Below are 18,174 nucleotides of genomic sequence, written 5' to 3'. Positions count from 1 at the left end.
GACAATGGTAGTTAGAAAAGGACGTTAAAACACAGGTTAAAGTAAAATTAGGTAGATAAAATTTTTATCTCCACAATGTGGTTAATTCTAGAGATGGAGAGAGCCCTGGTTTATTTGTGCCATTTAAAAGAACATCAGAAGCTTTTCTTGTTACGGATTATGCTGGTTAGCATAAATCAAAAAATTGCAAGATATCTAAAATATTAAGATTGTATACCTACCACCATGCTCACTAGAGCTTAATCTTATTCAGAAACTTTGGTTGTATATAAAGTAGAACATTTTGCGTAATAAAGTTTATGATATAATTGCTTTTCTTGAAAGTGCTTTGTACAAATTTATTACTCTCTTTTTCACTTCGCAATTAAACAATTCTGTAATATTAATTACTTAACTTGTTAACAATGAGAATTAGTATAACTAAGTTGATTGTGATAAATTGATTTTACTTTCATTGCAATTTATTATGCATAGGTAATCTTAGTAAAAAGAATGAAGCTAAACGAAATTAGAGAAAGATTTATAAAATTTTTTGTACGTAATAATCATAAACAGATTTCTTCGTCTCCCTTAATTCCAGAACATGACCCAACACTTATGTTCACAAACGCTGGCATGGTGCAGTTTAAAAACATTTTTACTGGTATACAAAAAACTAACATGAAACGTGCTGTTTCGAGTCAAAAATGTCTAAGAGCAGGTGGTAAACATAACGATCTTAAAAATGTTGGCTATACAACTCGGCACCACACATTTTTTGAAATGCTCGGAAATTTTAGCTTCGGTGATTATTTCAAAGAAACCGCAATAGAATTTGCGTGGAAATTTATCACTGAAGAATTGCCTCTTGATAAAAAGAGATTGTTTATAACTATCTATCATACTGATGATAAGTCATATGAGATTTGGCGCAAGGTAAGTGGTTTTTCAAACGATAAAATCATCAGAATTGCAACAGATGACAATTTTTGGAGTATGGGCAATACTGGACCATGTGGTCCATGTTCTGAAATTTTTTACGACCATGCAAAGCCTAATTTACAGTACGACAACAGAATTATTGAAATCTGGAATTTAGTATTCATGGAATTTAACAAAGATGAAGAAGGCAATCTGCAAAAATTGCCCCAAAAATGCATCGACACTGGTATGGGCCTTGAGAGAATAGCTGCTGTGGTGCAAAACGTCTATGATAACTATGACATAGATCTATTTTCTGCTCTGATAAATAAATTACAGGAATACTGTGGAGATGTAGAGAATAAAGCAGCGCATAAGGTCATTGCAGATCATCTTCGTGCAGCTGCATTTCTCATTGCAGAAGGAGTGCTACCTGGAAATGAAGGGAGAAATTATGTATTACGCAGATTAATTAGGAGAGCAGCATGCTATATTCATCAACTTGGATATAATGATTCCCTGCTTCATCACATTTTTCCAGTGTTAATAGATAGAACAAGTTTAGCTTATATGGGAGATGTCTATCCCGAATTAATCAGAGCTAAAAGCTTAATAGAAACAACGTTAAAATCAGAGGAAGAAAATTTTAAAGACACTCTGATGAAAGGCATTAATCTTTTGGAAAAATTCACTATAGATTTAAAACCAGGCGATACTTTATCGGGAGAGTCAGCGTTTAAGCTATATGACACTTATGGATTTCCCTTGGACATTACACTTGATATCTTAAAAGAGAGAAAAATAAACTTTGATCAAAAAGGTTTTTATAATGCAATGAAAGAACAAAAAGAAAGAGCACGTGCTAAATGGACTGGATCTGGTAAAAAATCTGTTGAGCAAGTATGGTTTAATCTGATTAATAAATTCGGCAAAACAGAATTTGTTGGTTATGATTTTAGTGAAGTAAAAGATGCAAAAGTACTAGCTATACTTTCCTCTAAAAATGAAATGATTGATTCTACAAAAGAGGGAGAAAAGATAACTATTATACTTGATAAAACACCTTTTTATGGCGAATCAGGTGGACAGATGGGAGATACTGGTAGTTTCATTACTGCTGAAGGTATAGCTATAGTAGAGAATACCAATAAAGTTAATGACCTATATTTGCATAGATGCATAGTTAAATCCGGCCCAATCTATAAAGATAACATAGTTACAGCAAGCATTGATAAGGAAAGAAGGCAAAACCTAAGAAAAAATCACTCAGCTACACATCTTCTGCACTTTTCATTAAGAAAAATCTTAGGTGATCATATTACTCAAAAAGGTTCCCTAATTGCACCAGATAGACTACGATTTGACTTTAGTCATAATACTCAAGTTACTCACAATCAACTATTTTTAATAGAAGATATGGTAAACTCTTTAATCAGAGAAAATCTTTCCGCGTTTATAAAAATTCAAAGCCTGAATCAGGCAATAGATGAAGGGGCTATGGCATTATTCGGCGAAAAATATGGAGATCAGGTTAGGGTTGTAAACATTGGAGATTCAAAAGAGTTATGCGGTGGTACACACGTAGAGCGTACTGGAGAAATTGGCTTATTTAAAATAGTAACAGAATGTTCCATTGCATTTGGAGTAAGAAGAATCGAAGCTTTAACTGGTCAAGAAGCAATTAATTATGCACGTAACAATGAAATCAACTTAAAAAAAATTGCAGAACTTGTAAAAGCTCCAGTAAATGAAATAACAAGCAGGTTAAGCATTTTAAACCAAGAGCGTAAAGAATCTGAAATTAAAATAAAAAGCCTCTACAAAAAGCTTGTAAGTACAGAAAACATAAAAAGCATTGAAATAAATGGAATGAATTTCATAAGTCATTCTTTTACTGACATTCCAGCAAATATAGTAAGGAAATTTATTTTGCAGCAACAAAAACCAAAAACAGTAATAGCTTTTACGGCAACGGAAAAAAATAAAACAGTATTGATCGTAAAAGTAAGTAAAGATTTAGTTGATAAAGTTAGCACAAAAGAGCTAGTATCTAGCGTAACCGGGAAAAGTTATGGTGAAAACGCTGAGCTTGCTCAAATAGGTTGTGATAGTAGTGATATTTTTACAGCTATTTATAGTTACTTAACAAGATAGTTGTATTACGCCCCTGTTACTGAGCAAAGCTCATTAACAGGATTCTTATGTTCCTGTGTTACAAGCCCATTCAATTTAGCACTTACTGTTTCCTTTGTTTCTTGACAGATATTTCTATTTTTGCTGACTAATGTGAATTCAATATCCTTAAAGAATCTATCCCACATTCCACATAAATGATCTTTTATTTTAGGCCATATATTTTTTTTAAACGTTTCACCATCATCAGAAAATACATCACCTACTAAAGCTCCCACTTCTTCATAACTCGACTCAAAATATTTAAGCAATGTCTCTACTTCCTTATAAGTATCATGTGCCACATCTAACGCTTTTCCTTCTGTACTTTCGTTCTTTTTCGTAGCTGACCAGCCCATTTTAATATAGCCTAAACCAACTTTACAAGAGCTCAAAAATCTTGAAAGTCCACTTTTATTATCCTTTGGTACATTATTTATTATATTTTCTGCCAAATTGCTTATCAAAGGAGACAATAAAGCTTGACAGAAATGTTTGACATTATCTTTCGTTTTAATCACAGGATATTTAATACATTTCTCTGCTAAACAGTACTCAAGCTCTGCTTTCTCTAATAATTTCTTGATTGCCTCTCCATCAAAGGTTTCATTCTTCTTGAAGACATCCAGCAATTCATCTTCTATTACTGCAAATTTTATTTTTTCTCGAGATGTTAGCTCTTCTTTGTAATCACTTTTTGTTTTTTCATTTATTAACAACTCCTCTTTAAATAACTCTAACTGTTCTAACGCTTTTAGAATTCTTTCATTTCTTTCTAAAAGGACTTTTATTAATTTTGTACATGGATGCCCCTTTTCCCTACCATTTAGTTTAATTTTTAAACGCTCATTTTGATCTTTTAGTGCTTGTTCTACCTCCAAATGTCCTTGTCTGCGAAAAATCTCAATCATTTCTGCTAAGCCAGGTTCATATTCTTTTAATATCCTGCATAAATCCAGAACACCTTTCTTCTGTTTTTGAAGTAACCTTTGCATTTCATATTGCTTTATCTCTAAATACGTCCTTTCTACAAAGCCATCTACTTTACTTGAAGTTTTTGCTTCCAACTCATTAAGCTCTTCCATTAAAGACTGCTTTACTCCATCATCTAACCTATTCAATAGAGCCCGAATAGCCTTTATTCTTGATTCTATTAACCTTTGCTCAATCTCTTGATCATCATGATCTAATTTAAAAAGATCTTCTAATCTCCTTTTTAAGGTACCATTTTTTAAGTTACCATTTCTCCAATTCTCATGCATTTTTTCCAGCTCTTTATATATATCATTATACCTTTTTAATACTAACTCCTTCAAATATTGAATTTCTTCTTTTGCATTACCTAGAGCTGTCTTTGTTTCTTGAAGATACTTATTCTCAGAAACCTCAATAAATGTTCTTTTACGCACTTCTTTGCTGTACCTCCATTCTGCTTCATATACAGAAAATTCATATTCTTTTAAGTCTTTTGGTACTTTTATCCCTGCATTCTCCAAATCTTCTATTATAATATCTTTTTTACTTGATAATTCCTTACCTTGGCTTTTTAATTCTTCCTTTACCAATACTTCTTTTAGTCTTTCCTCCAACGAAAAACCTTCCTTCCTCATTCCTTCCCCTTGTGCAATCTTGATTGCCTGTATAAAAGCGACTCCGTAAGCATCCTGCATCAAACGACTTGTTAATTTAGGACCTACACTATTCACCACTCTTAGTCTAAATCCGTTTAACAACTCCCCCAGCTTATCATATATAATATCTTTCTTTTCTAGCTTTATCAGCTCTTCCATAGTCCTCGCAAACTCTTGAATCGAAGTATTAAGCACTTCCTTGATCTCATTATGCAAAGTTATAAGACTATTTCTTAAATGAATATTAGCTGATAATTTCAGTACAGTATTATGTTCCGAATCTCGTGTAACAAATAGCTTATCATTTTTATCTTCATACAAATCTCTAAGCAACTGCTCAAATTGTGGAGGAAATTTTATTTCCATATCCCATGCAATGTTTGGTTCAGTAACTTCTGCTTCATGAAAAGATATTGCAATATTCTGGTGTTCACTGCGATACAGTCCCGCGCTTACTTTAAAAGCAGCACTCAAAGAACGAGATAATTCCTTATTCAAAAAATAAAAAGTAGCCAAAGCGAGTGTTGCAGGAACAATTAATACTATAAGCACAGCTATATTAACAAGAGTCGCTATTGCAGCAAGAAAACCATATACTAATCTTTTTACTGTACTTTCACTTACTTTACTCCTTTCTATTTTATTCTTCTCTGAACTATTCTGTGTTTTACTATTTGCTTGAAATCTGTTATATATAACTAATCCTAATGCAATAACAGCAATATAAGGAAGCATTAAAACAGATAAAGCTAAATTTAGTAGCAGTTTTTCTCGGCAAGTTCTGTTTATCTCTTTAAATATTTCACTTGACACATTATACCAAGAAGTAAAAAAGTCAGAGTCATAACTTTTATGACGAAATACACTTAGCGGGATATCAAAACCAGCCAACAATTTCTTCTTTTCTCCCAACTTGGAAATAGATTGTTGTTTTCCTAAAGTAAGAATAGGTTCTTTTTTATCATTATTTGAACCAAAAACTTTTTCACAACTTACAACAGTATTCATATTATATCACTTTACTACACCTACCTTAAGTATAGCATAAATGCTGATAATTCGCAACTATTAACAATTTAACTCAATACCAATAATTAAATCCCGGTATTCTTTAGAATGAAAGTTAGCTCCAATTTCTATATTAATTTCTAAAGATAAAGAAAGAGTCTGCTCTTTTATATATTTACCCCACATATTTATTGCTCTTTTAATTTTCTCATCTTCGGTTTTGATTATTACTTTGATCCTATCCGATATATGAAAGTCAGCTTGCTTTCTGGTCTCCTGAATGAGTCTTATAACATCCCTTGCAAGCCCCTCTAGGACCAGTGCATCATCTAAGGCAGTATTTAAGATAACAATTCCTTTGTTATTATCAAATACAGAGGAATATTCACTGTTCGTCTTTAATAATAGCTCATATTCGCCTTTTTCTATAATGTAGCTTTCCAACTCATTACCTAAAAATACTTTTTCATTATCAATTTGCTTCCATTTCCCTTCTTTGACATATTGAACTAGTTTCTTGACCTTATCTGGAATTCTTTTCCCAAGCATAGGAAAATTTAATTTCAACTCCAACGATGCAATACCTTCAAGACTATTTACTAATTCTATTTCCTTTACATTTACTTCATCTTTTATCATTTCTTGGTACTCATTCATGCTTGGTGTCATTTCATTGTTTGACCATTCCCACTCTTTCTTGATCTTAGCATCACACATCTGGGTAACATGAGAGAATTTTGGAATGACAACAGAAAGCAGTTTCCTTTTAAGAAAATTGCAGGAAGATTGATGATAAATGATCATGCTGCTAAGTGGCTGTCTAACACGTATATTAAAAGTGTTTCTAATAGATAATGCAGAGTTGCATATTTCTTTTACTAAATCCATCTTGACAATAAGTTCACTATCATATCTCTCTAATTGTGGAAAATCAGCTAAATGAACAGATATTTCTTTATACTTAAGTCCCTGCCATATAGTCTCTGCTATAAGCGGCAATAAAGGAGCAGCAGCTCTTAATATGTAATAAAAAACCGTATATAGAACATTATAAGCATCAGTTTTATCTTGATCTAAATTACTTTTCCAAAAACGCTCACGACTGCGACGAATATACCAATTATTTAACACTTCAAAAAAATCTACCAGAACCTTACAAGCTTCTTGCGAATTATAATCGCTCATAGAAGCTTTGATACGTTCCACAGCCTCAAAGCATTTGGAAATCATGTAGGAATCAATAGTATTCTTATAGTCCTTACAAATCTCAGCTTTAATTCCGTCTGCATTGGCATACATGGTAAAAAAGTGATAACTGTTCCAAATAGGTTTTATTACATTTTTCAGAACATCTCGTACTAGATTTCCTTCTTTATCAAGCAATAAATTGCCTCCATAAACAATAGATCCAGAAAGCATAAGAAAACGCAGTGCATCAGAACCATATTTATCAAAAACTTCCATCGGGTCTGCATAATTATTTAGACGTTTAGATAGTTTTTGTCCTTTTACATCAAGAACTACACCGTGGCATATGCAATTTTTAAATGGTTCACTGTCAAATAAAGCAGTGGATAATACAAAAAGCGTATAAAACCACCCTCTTGTTTGGGCTATATATTCAGTGACAAAGTCTGCGGGGAAATTATCCTCAAACCATTCTCTATTTTCAAACGGATAGTGAACTTGTGCAAATGGCATCGAGGCAGATTCAAACCAACAATCAAATACGTCAGATACACGACGCATAATTGATTTTCCTGTTGGATCATTAGGATTTGGTCTTGTTAAAGAATCGATAAATGGCCTATGTAAATCATCCACTTTAACATCAAAATCTCTTTCTAATTCTGCTATTGAACCATATACATCTATCCTTGGATATTTTGCATCATCAGATTTCCATACAGGAATTGGCGTACCCCAAAATCGGTTGCGAGAAATTGACCAATCGTGTGCTTCTTCAAGCCATTTTCCAAATTGACCATCTCTTATATGGCTCGGCATCCAATTAACTCTCTTATTCAATTCAGTCATTCTCTTCTTGAACTTTGTCACAGCAACGTACCAAGAAGGCATAGTACGATAGATCAAGGGAGTATCAGTCCTCCAGCAATAGGGATAATTATGTATATATTGTTCGGTTTTGAACCAATTCCCTTGCTCTTTTAACTTCTTTATTACTGCATCATTAGCATCAAAAACATGAATTCCCGTTAAATCTGAAACTTCAGTAGTAAATCTTCCACTGTGATCAATTGGACAAATGGCTGAAATATCATGGCTCTGACACAAGTAAAAATCTTCTTCGCCGAACCCAGGAGCAATATGTACAACGCCAGTACCATCTTCTCCTGTAACATAATCAGCAATGAAAACACGGAATGCATTCTTCGTATCTTTAAAATAAGAGAACAGTGGCTTATAAGAAAGACCTGCCAGATCATTTGCTCTAAGTTTTATATTGCAGTTTTTATATAAAATATTGTTTTGTTTACAATAAACAATAAATTTTTCTAGGTAGTCTTTAGAAAAAATATATACCTCATTATTTATTAGACTTCTTTCATTGTCCTCTGCTCTCATTTCAGTAATTCCTTTTTTCATCATCTTAGCATCTGATATTGAGATCCAGGTTTCCTTTTCTTTGGGTTCCAGTGTGTGATGCTGGAATGAGACCAAAGAGTAGACTAATACTGCACAATACTCAATATTTTCTCCTATTGCTAAAGCCAAGTTACTCGGCAACGTCCAAGGAGTTGTAGTCCAAGCAAGCAATTTACATTTTTGTTTAAACTGCCGTGGATTTTCTAAAAGCTCAAATGCAACAGTTACAGCCTTACTAAGCTTTTCTCTATATGCATTATCAAGCCTTGTTTCAAAATTAGACAATGGAGTTTCACATGCCCAACTATATGGAACAACGCGCAGCGATTCATATACTAAACCTTTATCATAAAGCTGCTTAAACGCCCACATGACTGACTCCATGAACGACTTATCCATGGTCTTGTAGTCATTATGAAAATCTACCCATCTTGCCTGCCTATTTACATACTTTTCCCATTTTGATGAAAATTTCATCACAGAAGTACGGCAATAGTTATTGAATTTTTCAATGCCAAATTTTTCTACTTCAGTTCTACCAGATATTTTAAGTTCCTTTTCCGCTCCCATCTCAGCTGGCAGTCCATGACAATCCCAACCAAATCTACGTTCAACCTTTCTTTGAAGCATAGTTTGATATCTTGCAAATGTATCCTTTATGAAACCAGTAAGTAAATGCCCATAATGCGGAAGTCCATTTGCAAATGGAGGTCCATCGTAAAAGACAAAACAGTTATCCTTAGAACGCCTCTGAACTGACAGCTCAAAAATTTTATTTTCCCGCCAAAATTTTATGATTTCCTTTTCTAAGGATGAAAAATCAGGGCAGTTTATTGTAGCAGGGTAATGCTTTAGCTTCATGCTCACTATTTAAAACTAAAGAGTATATAACTTTCTAGAAAATCACAAATTCAAAAACAAATTCATTCCTGTAATTCACACCCTAATAAGCTATTTTGCCAAGCTTCTAATACCTTTACATTTACTATCTTGTCTCTATATTTATTTTCAGGATCATCAATGCACACTGATTGCATATATGGACTTTTACCAATAATTTGATTTTGGTATTTACCTTTTTTATTGCTAAATAGAACAGGTATAGTTTTACCTACCATGCTCTGATTAAAGTCAAGCTGTTGCTTACTAATTAATTTCTGTAAACGAAGGAGTCGTTCTGTTTTAACCTCTTCTGGTACTTGATCTTTTCTTTCTGCCCCTGGTGTACCTGGCCTTGTACTGTATTTAAAGCTATAAGCCTGAGCATACTTCACTCTTTTCACTAATTTTATAGTCTCTTCAAAATCTTTTTCAGTTTCCCCAGGGAAACCAACAATAAAGTCAGAAGAAAATTCGATTTCTGGTTTCAATTTGCGAAACCTTTCTATTACTTCCAAATACTCCTCTACAGTGTGCTTTCTGTTCATCGCACGCAATATTTTATTTGAACCTGACTGTACAGGCAGATGAATAAATGGCATGAGTTTTGGTACTTCCGAATGTACCAAGTAAAGAGACTCATGCATATCTCTTGGGTGAGAAGTTGTATAGCGAATCCTTTCTAATTTTTCAATTTTTGCAATATGACTAATTAACTTTCCTAAATCCCATACTTCCCCTTTGCATTCTCTATGATAAGCATTGACATTCTGACCAAGTAAATTGATTTCCCTTGCCCCACTTGCAACTAATTTCAATGCTTCGCGAAATATTTCATTTACTGGACGCGAATATTCAGCCCCACGAGTATACGGTACCACACAAAATGTACAAAACTTATCACAACCTTCTTGTATGGAAAGAAATGCAGAAGATCCTTGGCTACTACCGTAACACTCATCCTGTAATCTATCAAATTTCACAATCTCAGGAAAATCAATATTTATTACATGGCCTTTATTCCTACTTGCTTTAACTATCAGCTCTGACAGGGTAGCTATGCTCTGTGGTCCAACAACAATATCAACAAAAGGAGCTCTCCTAAATACTTCTTCTCCCTCTGCCTGAGCAACACATCCCGCTACCACTATAGTAATTTTTTTATTTTTTTGTAATGAATGAATTTTCCCAAGCTCAGAATAAAGTTTTTCTGCTGCTTTTTCCCTAACATGACAGGTATTAAGTATCACCAAATCAGCTTTTTCAGGATCACTAACAACGTTAAACCCCAGAGGTTTAATTATATTTTCCATTAAAACGGAGTCATAAATGTTCATTTGACAGCCGTAAGTTTTAATGTACAGGCCTTTCATACTTTTATCATTTGGTACGTTTTTTTTAATTTCTTCACTCTATACATAAATGTCTAAACACGCACACTGATGTCATTCTAGTATGTGATACTAATAGACTTGTCACAGGTAAATGTGATAGATTTTTATGAGATAATACGGATAACTCGATCCCAGTGTCAAGCGTATAGATGTACATACACTATAACTTTAGTCCGCCTGGTGTTTATTTCAGCTTCTTTTTCTGTTACCTCAGTACCCTCCTTCTGTCATCCGAGTATCTGATACTGTGATTTCATTTCACGCATTGTAGCTATAAATATCAAGAAATTTAACAAACAAGAAAAAGGCAAAAGAATCCTGTGATAGAAGTTACTATATCAATTCCTACTGTATCAAGGAACAGACAGACAATAATGAAAAAGAAGTCATACCGAAGTAAGTAAAATAGCAAGGTTAAAATAGCATTAAAATTAATGGACGAAAAAATCGTGCAATCAGCAAAAGAGTTACAAAAAAATTAAATGCTGTAATTATAGCAAAAATATGTTGCATTTCAAGAATATGCACTAACTGCATAGACAAAACACCTAAAATTTGAAAGAGAAGAAAAATTGTTTGATCCATCTTCAATTTCGTAGAAAAACTAAATTGAATCAGAGTCAATTTGAATAAATTGAAGTACGAATACAAGAAAGCCTTAATATTACCAAGAAAGAAATGAGGATAAGAAGAATCCCCTAGAAGTTTTTGTATATTGCGCCAAGATCAATTCATAATGAACTAAATAAAATTAGACAGAAAGAGTTAAAAAAAATTAATGAGACTACTGATAATACCAATTCTCATTGGTAATGAATCAAATAAGTAATATTGCAAAGCTATTCAATTGCTGAGTAAGCAAGGAGAAGTAATAAATTTGCACAAGCACCCTCAAGCAAACAATTGTATTATAGACTTTATTACTCAAAATGTTCTACTTCATATACAACTAAAGTCTCTTAATAAGACTGAGCTCAGGTGAATATGATGTGGTATATAATCTCTATATTTTTAGGCACCTTTAAATTTTTGACTTATTCTAACTAGAATAATCTCTGACAAGAAAGTCTTCTCTTATTCTTAAATATTGTGACATTTACTCAAGAAATACATTCATACAATTAGTACTGACCATTTCAGAGCAATAAGTTAGAATTCTCTCCATTCCTAAAAGATTAACTGTACTTTAGAAACAAAAATCTTATCTACCCAATTTTTTACTTTAACCTATGTTCTAACACCCTTTTTAAACTACATGTACAATTTTCAAACATGTGCTAAACTGCAATTCATTAAAAATGAATAACTCTTATTCAGAATATTTATCAATATCCTTATTAAGCTTTTAAACTTTTCTTATCTACCTTTATCTTATTTATTTATGAATTGACCTTGGTGTAATATACGAAAACTTCATTTTTTGAATATTAGTGTTGTTCCGAAATGCAACATACTTTTGCTACGGCTGTTACACAGTACCTCTCACACACTTTTTTTTCAGCACTTCTTTTGCTGATTCCACAACTTTTTTTATCCAATAATTTTGACTTCAATACCATTTAAACTTCGCTATTTTACTTGCTTCATTAAGGTTTCTTTTTCATTATTATTCATCTGTTCCTTGTATAAGGTAGTGAGAGAATTGAGTATAAATACCTTCAATCTCATGGTAAGGAAATTGACAAAATTTGCCAAGTAGTTTTTCAGCAAGGTTTTATAAACTACTCAGATAAGTAAGAAAAAGAATACTAGATTTTATAACTTTTACACTCAAATTCACATAAATCACGAATCATGCACGTTTCACACGAAGGTTTTTGTGCTCTGCAAACATATCTACCATGTAAAACTAGCCAGCGATGAGCATAGAGTAGGTATTTTTTTGGAACTACATCTAAAAGAGATTTCTCTGTTTTGAATACATCTTTTTCTTTTATAAGGCCAATTCTATTACTTACTCTAAAAACATGAGTATCAACTGCCAATGTTGGAATGCTAAATCCAGTATTTAAGAATACATTAGCGCTTTTTCTTCCAACTCCTGGCAAAGACACTAAGTCATCAAAATTAGCAGGCACTTTACTATTGTATCGCTCAATCAATATCCCGCTGAGCTCAATTATGTTTTTTGCTTTGGAATTATATAAACCAATACTGCTTATGTATTTTTTAAGCCCACTTTGTCCGAGATTTAACATCTTTTCTGGTGTATCAGTGATGCCAAACAGCTCTTTTGTAATTTTATTAACACTCACATCAGTTGTACGTGCCGACAGAATTATTGCAATCAGTAATGTAAAATGATTGGTATAACTCAGCTCTATTCTCGGTATAGGATTCGACTGTTTAAATTTCTCAAATATCAATTCTATCTTTTCTAAATCCATGCACTTAGAGCTAAAAATTTATACTATACTGTAATATTCTACTGCAAAACTCTTTCTGACAAGAGGCATAATTATTTGCATTAACAGTTTTCATAAACCATACTATATCTAATAGAACAGAAAAAACAGCGATAAAGATAGTAAAAAGGAGCTTATCGTCTAGTGTAATACAGATCATTCTGTTCCCCAATTCATCAATAAAAATTTCACTATCTCTATAACTTAGCCATACAATAGATTCGCTAATTTATAAATAACGTATTCATAAACAAAATATCAAATGCTACTATTCTACATAGTAAATAACAGCCTACAGCAATTGGTAATTAATAGATCTAAAGGTAAAGCACCTTCCTTTTCAGACATTTTTTTATGCAACATGAATTCTAATGCCAAGATCTTTTTATCCTCTTCAAAAGCACTCCTACCTTTTCCTAAAAAAATAATATAATTGAATAATTGTATGCTTTGCTTGATATTGATTCAGTTTTTGCATGAACTTTTTAATTTTCATCCCTTTTTTGAAGATATCTAAACTTGGACCTTATAAATTAAGTCTTCTTCAAACAAAAAGTCTTTGACTTTTTGAGTTATAGACATCAATTCACCTTCAGCACCACACTAACTTTAATATATGTGTTCCACAGTGTTCTAAAGGTTTAATATATTTTTTCAGCTCTTCATCAGCTTGATGAAGCTATATAAACCTATTATTGTCTCTATTTTTATTAGAGTGATTTACAAATATCAATTTCTTATGCCGCTCCTTTAAAAAAGAGGCCAAGCTCTTTATAATAATTCAAGAAAAAAACCCCTTTTTTTCATCATACAAATATAACTTATCCATTCTCACCACATCAAATCTATTTTCTTCGAGTTTGATTAGCAGGTCATTTACATCACTGTTTGTAATAATTTTCTTTTCATTATTTACAACAAACCTGCAAGTCACTTGGTCACTCGAAGATTTTGAATACCCAGGCCAAATCTCTAGTCCTTTTGAATATATTGCTATAACCTTCAGATTACTTAATTCAAATAATTTTACTATTTGATCAAAATTACTTGATCCATCCCAAGCAAGTGTTATATCACTACCAACCAATTTCCTAACTTTATAGTCTTGTTCAAAGTTACTTTGTATTTTACTCATTTCACTACTCACACCACTGCTAATTACAAGACTAGGTAATATTTCAGGTTTCTTCCCTAGATTATCTATAACAGCTTCTGCAAACTCTTTTGTACCAACTTTCCGTTTACTCCTTTTCTCTCTATATAAATCAGCAGTATGTATCCCACTCTCCAAAGTCTTTAGCCACGCATCGTAAACTAATTTTGCAACATCTGCTTGATCTATATAGATCAACATATGCACTGCAGCATTTAAAAGGCCAGAAGGATTAGCTATATTTTTTTCTGCAATATCAGGAGCAGAACCATGAACTGCTTCAAACATTGCATACTTACTACCTATATTACTACTTCCAGCAAGTCCTATAGAACCTGAAGTTTGTGCTACTATGTCTGACAATATATCTCCGTATAAGTTCTCAGTTACTATAACATCAAAATTTTCCGGTTCTGTGGCAACACGTGCTATTCCAATATCAACTATATAATGTTCTGCCTTTATATCTGGGTATTCTTTTGCAATAGAATCAAATGCTGTATGGAAAGTGCCGTCGGTCATTTTCATTATGTTATCTTTAGTCAGACAAGTTATTTTCTCCCTATTATATCTTTTTGCATACTCAAAACCGTACCTACATATTTTTTCTGATCCAGATCTAGTAATAATTTTGGTGCACTGGTAGGAATCACCGGTGAGTCTATGCTCCATTCCTGTATAAAGGTCCTCTTCATTTTCGCGTATTATTACAATATCAAACTTATCGAATTTATTTTCTATAACAGGATGATATGAAATGCATGGTCTAATATTTGCATATAACTCTAGCTTTTTTCTAAGCGCAACATTTAAGCTTTTGTGCCCTTTACCTTGTGGAGTTGTTGTTGGAGACTTAAGCAATATCTTCGTTCTTTCAATAGATTCCCAACCACTTGGAGAAATTCCGTGGGACCATTCCTTATTATAAATACGCTCCCCTATTTCAATAACATCTATTGAAATCTTTGCCTCTGCCTGACGCAATATCGACAGCACCGCTTCCATAATCTCCGGTCCGATGCCGTCACCATATGCAACTGTGATTGGTGTTGACATAACTTCCTTAACTACAAACGATTTAATATTAATTCAAATAATAGAGCGGGTCAATTTTAATTAAATTAGCATATTTAAAGTTATTTAATAACGTGAGCAATTAAAGAAATGAGAATTAAAAATCTAGAAAAAATTTACTTGAATGTCAGCAAGATTACAGTACATTGTAATATGTAAAAAATGAAGTTTTCATATATTACGCCAAGACCAACTTGCAATGAACAGTCTAAAGTAGATAGGAAAAATTTTAAAAAACTTAATGAGATTATTGGCAAGCATCCTAAACAAAAGTTGTCTTTACTTTGATAAATTGCGATTTAACCAACATTCAAAAGTTGGACAATGGTAGTTTAAAAAATGGTATTAGAACACAGGTTAAAGTAAAATTAGGTAGACTAAATTTTTATCTCTTACAGAGTAATTATCCTAGAAATAGAGAGAACTATACTTAGTTGCACTGATGTAACACTAATTATATGAATATATTTCTCAAACAAATATCACAATATTTAAGAATAAGAGAAGACTTTTTTGTCAGAGATTATGTTAGTTATAATAAATCAAAGATTTAAAGATACCTAAAAATATAGAGATTATATACCTACACCATACTCACCTGAACTCAATTCTATTACAGAGACTCTTTAGATGTATATAAAACAGAACATTTTGTGTAATAAAGTCTATAATATAATTGCTTCGCTTAAAAATGCTTTAGACAAACTTACTACCTCTCTTTTCTCATTCCGCAATTAAATAACTTTGTAATGTCACTCATTTGATCTATCAACAATAAGAATTAATATTAGCATAGGAAATAAAGCTTGTCATTGAATTTACCTTACACTTCCTCTAATATGGCTGAAATGCTTTTAAATAAAGCAGCAACTATATAAGTAACAGGCTAATATTTGAATTAACATTTTAGTATTTATAATATAGAATTTAGTGACACTTCACCAAGACAATTGGTACTTTATATGCACGCAAAAGATAAAAATACACTTGAAAAAACCACTCTAATATAAGCTAAACAGTAGCTTTCTGAGTGTTATATTTTATAATCGGTTACACACTGCTTAATGTTTTAGTCTACTTATAATTGTATTAACCTTAATCATATTATTAAAGATCTTTAATCAGCGTGAGCAATTTCTTCACGATAAAATTGCAAAAACAGTAGCAATGGATTGCAAATTTAGTTGATATTTTTCTTTAGTTATTGATATCACCACAGAATCCCTCGTTCTCATGTCTTGAACTATTGATAAGCCTATTACAATAAAGTATTATAGCCTTATTAGCTGAACATTACTTTAAGTATATGAGAATTTTATGGACAATTCTGGGGAAAATATTAGGCAAGATTTTTCCTGCTAAAACAGTAAGTTCTTTTCTAGGAATAGGGTATTTACCAGGCTGGCAGAACTATTGGTCTTCTTTCTTAATATTACTTGCTACCTACATTACATTAATTCTCACATATGGAGGCAATTTTATACTATACAAAATGCCAAGTTCTGGCATAGTTGTGGCTGTTATTTTTATGAAGTTAGCAGTAGTTATGTTAGTGCTGCAATTAGTTGGAATATCTATTTTTCATGCTCATGAACCTTCAGCAAGTAGTGGTGAAAATATAGTAATACAAATAGCGTCAGGACAGGTACTGACCGTTGCATTTTCAATGCCAGCAATAATGGCAATTTACTACACCGTGAGCAACCTCTATGGAAATATATGTAAGCAGATACTTCAATGTCCATTCTGGTTTAATGATTTTATGCACTCGTTCTTCTTTTTTATAATACCTTACATATTTTTTAACGTTGTAGAAATGATGAAACCTTGGCCAATAAGTTCAATACAGCTAAGTTATAACAATGCAATATCAATTACCCTTGAAGGGATTTTTCATACGTTTTACGCAGTAATTTTGCTATATTTAACTGCATTTATACTCTGCGACTTAACTATACATAATGCAATCATACTAAACAAAAGCATAATTCAGCACATGAAAGAAAGTTCGGCGTTTTTAGGCGATTATTTACATAACACTGTTAAAAAAATAAATATTGAGTAGTACTTATTTATTTATATATTCAGTATAAAAAGTATATAGTTTGCGTGAATTTACAAAGCATAATAAAAGAATTACAAAATTTTTGGGCTGGTAAAGGATGTACCATACTTCACCCATATACGTCTGAAATTGGAGCTGGAACATTGCATTCTGCAACAATCATGTCAGCAATTGATATAAAACCAACGAAAATTGCATATCTACAACCAGTAATTAGACCAGCAGATGGGCGCTATGGTAATAACCCTAATCGCTTATACCAACACCATCAATACCAGGTTATAATCAAACCTTCTGGCAACAATTTACAAGATGTCTATTTAAGTAGCTTAAAAGCTCTTGGCATATCCATAGAAAAATATGATATTAAGTTTATTGAAGATGATTGGGAAAATCCAAGTGTCGGTGCATCAGGACTTGGTTGGGAAGTAATATGTAATGGAATGGAAGTAACACAACTAACTTATATACAACAAGTAGGAGGTATTGATTGTAAGATAATCCCTGGTGAAGTGGCGTATGGGTTAGAACGTTTAGCGATGTGCATACAAGGTGTAAATAATGTTTATGACATAACGTGGAACGATAGTGGTGTAACTTATGGAGATATTTTCAAGCAAAGAGAGTATGAATTTTCTTCCCTGGCATTAGACTATTATAATACTGAGGTAGTGCAACAGCAATTTGAAGATACAGAAAAACTGTGTAAATTTCTTATTGAAAAAGAGTTACCGGTAGCAGCTTACGACCAATGTGTTAAAACCAGTCATTTACTTAATCTGCTTGATGCAAGAGGTGTACTTGGTATGAATGAACGCACAGCATATATTAGTAGAGTGAGAGAGCTCACAAAAAAATGTTGTGAATTATACATGAGTAAGTAATA

The 18,174-nt window shown here is 32.4% G+C and carries 10 protein-coding genes; 4 read left to right on the top strand and 6 right to left on the bottom strand.

Annotation, left to right across the window (positions count from 1 at the left end; translation table 11 throughout):
- Positions 1–492: 492 nt before the first annotated feature.
- Positions 493–3,054 carry an alanine--tRNA ligase gene (gene alaS / locus GOY07_RS00680; protein ID WP_175837447.1) on the top strand — a complete coding sequence of 854 codons (2,562 nt, stop codon included), beginning with the start codon at positions 493–495 and terminating at the stop codon, positions 3,052–3,054.
- 5 nt (positions 3,055–3,059) lie between these two features.
- Here alaS and GOY07_RS00675 read toward each other — a convergent pair whose 3' ends face one another.
- The 6 genes from GOY07_RS00675 to icd all read right to left on the bottom strand — a co-directional run bounded on the left by GOY07_RS00675 (position 3,060) and on the right by icd (position 15,205).
- A complete protein-coding gene (locus GOY07_RS00675; protein WP_175837445.1) occupies positions 3,060–5,711 on the bottom strand; it encodes a hypothetical protein in 2,652 nt (883 codons plus the stop codon).
- A gap of 60 nt (positions 5,712–5,771) precedes the next feature.
- The gene (locus tag GOY07_RS00670) at positions 5,772–9,179 is read right to left on the bottom strand and encodes a class I tRNA ligase family protein (protein WP_175838467.1); all 3,408 of its coding nucleotides are present in this window, start codon (positions 9,177–9,179) and stop codon (positions 5,772–5,774) included.
- 62 nt (positions 9,180–9,241) lie between these two features.
- A complete protein-coding gene (gene miaB / locus GOY07_RS00665; protein ID WP_175837443.1) occupies positions 9,242–10,570 on the bottom strand; it encodes a tRNA (N6-isopentenyl adenosine(37)-C2)-methylthiotransferase MiaB in 1,329 nt (442 codons plus the stop codon).
- A gap of 1,448 nt (positions 10,571–12,018) precedes the next feature.
- The gene (locus GOY07_RS04485) at positions 12,019–12,150 is read right to left on the bottom strand and encodes a hypothetical protein (protein ID WP_256359454.1); all 132 of its coding nucleotides are present in this window, start codon (positions 12,148–12,150) and stop codon (positions 12,019–12,021) included.
- A 189-nt stretch (positions 12,151–12,339) separates the two neighbouring features.
- Positions 12,340–12,978: an endonuclease III gene (gene nth / locus GOY07_RS00660; RefSeq protein WP_175837442.1), complete on the bottom strand. Its 639-nt coding sequence runs from the start codon at positions 12,976–12,978 to the stop codon at positions 12,340–12,342.
- A gap of 799 nt (positions 12,979–13,777) precedes the next feature.
- Positions 13,778–15,205 (bottom strand): isocitrate dehydrogenase, encoded by a 1,428-nt coding sequence (icd, locus tag GOY07_RS00655; protein ID WP_175837440.1) that lies wholly within the window; start codon positions 15,203–15,205, stop codon positions 13,778–13,780.
- Positions 15,206–15,385: 180 nt separating this feature from the next.
- On the opposite strand from icd, the gene GOY07_RS04480 reads away from it, so the two are divergent.
- The 3 genes from GOY07_RS04480 to GOY07_RS00645 all read left to right on the top strand — a co-directional run bounded on the left by GOY07_RS04480 (position 15,386) and on the right by GOY07_RS00645 (position 18,172).
- Positions 15,386–15,511 (top strand): hypothetical protein, encoded by a 126-nt coding sequence (locus GOY07_RS04480; RefSeq protein WP_256359453.1) that lies wholly within the window; start codon positions 15,386–15,388, stop codon positions 15,509–15,511.
- 1,018 nt (positions 15,512–16,529) lie between these two features.
- Complete coding sequence (locus tag GOY07_RS00650; RefSeq protein WP_175837438.1) at positions 16,530–17,288, top strand: phosphatidylglycerophosphatase; 759 nt, start codon at positions 16,530–16,532, stop codon at positions 17,286–17,288.
- A 44-nt stretch (positions 17,289–17,332) separates the two neighbouring features.
- On the top strand, positions 17,333–18,172 hold the full coding sequence (locus GOY07_RS00645; protein WP_175837436.1) for a glycine--tRNA ligase subunit alpha: 840 nt from the start codon (positions 17,333–17,335) through the stop codon (positions 18,170–18,172).
- Positions 18,173–18,174 lie beyond the last annotated feature (2 nt).

The sequence above is a fragment of the Wolbachia endosymbiont of Litomosoides sigmodontis genome, assembly GCF_013365435.1.
Taxonomy (GTDB): domain Bacteria; phylum Pseudomonadota; class Alphaproteobacteria; order Rickettsiales; family Anaplasmataceae; genus Wolbachia.
Note: the sequence above shows the minus strand (reverse complement) of the source record. Positions and strands in the feature narration are given on the sequence as shown.